The organism is Duganella alba, from assembly GCF_009674495.1.
GTDB classification, from domain to species: Bacteria; Pseudomonadota; Gammaproteobacteria; order Burkholderiales; family Burkholderiaceae_D; genus Rugamonas; species Rugamonas alba.
In genome coordinates this window covers 1-1862 of record NZ_WKJN01000083.1, presented here as the reverse complement: position 1 = coordinate 1862, position 1862 = coordinate 1, and the positions used below count along the sequence as shown (strand labels likewise).

Below are 1862 nucleotides of genomic sequence, written 5' to 3'. Positions count from 1 at the left end.
CGGAGACGCGGCCGCGAGGCGGCGGGCGTGGCGGCGAGGCGGCTGGCGGTGCGGTGGCGGGCGTCATGCGCGGCCTCAGATGGCTTTGCGGTGCAGGTCGAACAGCGCGGCGGCGGCCATCAGCACGACATAGATGGCGGTCTGCGTGCCGATCGCCGCCAGGTCGGCGGCGGCGCCGCTGTGATACACCAGCCAGTCGCTGCGCGTAAACTGGTCCAGATGCGGCAGCAGCAGCGCCAGGCCATCGATGCCCATGTTGAGCGCCTGCTGGCCGCTGCTTTGCGCGGCGCCGGCGCCGTGGCCGAGCAGTTGCAGCGCGCCGATCACGCGCGCCAGCAGGTAGAACGCAAACGCCGCCGCCAGCGCCGGCAGCACCTGGTTCAGCGTCAGCATGCACAACACGCTGAAGGCGGCGACGATCCAGCATTCGCACAGCAGCGAAAACGCCCACAGCGCGGCCTGCGCCGGCGGCGCGAAGAACAGCGCGAGCGCGCCAAACAGCAGCGCCGGCAGCACGGCCAGCGCGCCAAAGCCGGCCAGCTTGCCGAACAGGTAGACCGCGCGCGGCATGGGCAGCGCCATCAGCAGCTCCAGCCCCTTGTCACTGGCCTCGCTCGCCATGCTGGTGACGACGAAGGTGGCGATCAAAAACACGGCGGCAAAGCGCAGCACGGCGCCCAGCAGGGCGGCCTGCAACTGCCGGCTTTCGGTCAGCGCCAGCTCGTTGAGGAAGCCGCTGACGGCGATCGCGCCGGCCATCAGGACCAGCAGTAGCCACAGCAGCCGGTTGCGCAGGGCTTCCAGCAGCGTGTAGCGGGCGATGGTGAGCGCTGGCCGCATCATGGCAAGCGCTGTGCCGCCACCATGCGGTTGTACAGGATGTTCGGCGAGATCCATAGCACGATGTCGTCGAAGGCGCCGCCCGGCGCGCGCGCGTCTTCGCTGGTGTCGCGCATGATCAGCGCGGTGCCGCTGCCTTGCAGGTTGGTCTTTTCGTCGATATTGCCGATGCCGGCGTCGCTGATGAGAATGTCCTGTGCGCTGGTGGCGCCGTAGCCGTTGTGGCCAAACGAGATGATCGCCGCCGGAATATCGCTGATGCCGGATAGCGCCACCAGCTGGCCGTTGGCGCTGCGGGTGCCGATGGTGACGTCGCGCGGCGTCTTCAGCGTGAACAGGTTCACCGAGTTGGCGAACGCCGGCGTGACAGTATAGGCCATCAACCGGTCCCACCCATCGAGCCGGCCGACGCCCAGCGTCGCCCACGGCAGATAGCCATAGCGCTTGTTGCAGGCATTACCGGTGCGGTCTTCCAGCCCGTTGCTGGACGAGATGGCCGGGCAGGGCAGATAGCCGTTCTGCAGCGCGAAGCCGAGCAGCGCTTCGCGCGCATCCTCCATCGCGCGCCGGGTGTCGCTGACGCGGCGCTGCTCCATCTGCGACGACAGCGGCGCCAGCATCCCGCCCAGCAGCAGGCCGACGATCAGCAGCACGATGGCGATTTCCACCAGCGTGAAACCGGATGCGCGGCGCGGCATGGTCCTATTGTTCATTGACGTCCTTGATGCGGCCTTCGTTCAGGTCGTAGCGCTGGCCGGTCTTGAGTATCACTTTTTTCCCCGACGGCAGCGTGACCGTCACGCCGGGCGTGGGCGAACCGTCGCGTTGCAACAGGCTTTTCTGCACGCCGTATTGCGGCTGGTCGTTGAGCCACACGATGGTGCTGTTGTCGCCGCGGCGCAGCACGCCGCTCATCACCAGCGCGGGCGGTGGCGGCGGCGGGCCATCCTTCGCCCCGGCGGGAGCGCCAGGCTGGCCGGGCTGACCTGGATCGGCGGGCGGACCGCCCGGCGTGCCGGCTG

Annotated in this window: 3 protein-coding genes; all 3 read right to left on the bottom strand. The window is 68.7% G+C overall.

Annotation, left to right across the window (positions count from 1 at the left end; all coding sequences use genetic code 11):
• Positions 1 to 75: 75 nt before the first annotated feature.
• Positions 76 to 843: an ABC transporter permease gene (locus GJ695_RS29315; RefSeq protein WP_154370604.1), complete on the bottom strand. Its 768-nt coding sequence runs from the start codon at positions 841 to 843 to the stop codon at positions 76 to 78.
• The gene (locus GJ695_RS29310; RefSeq protein WP_154370603.1) at positions 840 to 1553 is read right to left on the bottom strand and encodes a type II secretion system protein; all 714 of its coding nucleotides are present in this window, start codon (positions 1551 to 1553) and stop codon (positions 840 to 842) included. Before GJ695_RS29310 ends, GJ695_RS29315 begins: the two co-directional genes overlap by 4 nt.
• A partial coding sequence (locus tag GJ695_RS29785; protein WP_208024211.1) for a hypothetical protein occupies positions 1543 to 1862 on the bottom strand: 320 nt, incomplete at its 5' end. The genes GJ695_RS29785 and GJ695_RS29310, both read right to left, overlap by 11 nt.

Excerpts from the sequence above, each read along its gene's own strand:
- GJ695_RS29315 (WP_154370604.1), bottom strand. The coding sequence starts at position 843 with ATGATGCGGCCAGCGCTCACCATCGCCCGCTACACGCTGCTGGAAGCC.
- GJ695_RS29310 (WP_154370603.1), bottom strand. The coding sequence starts at position 1,553 with ATGAACAATAGGACCATGCCGCGCCGCGCATCCGGTTTCACGCTGGTG.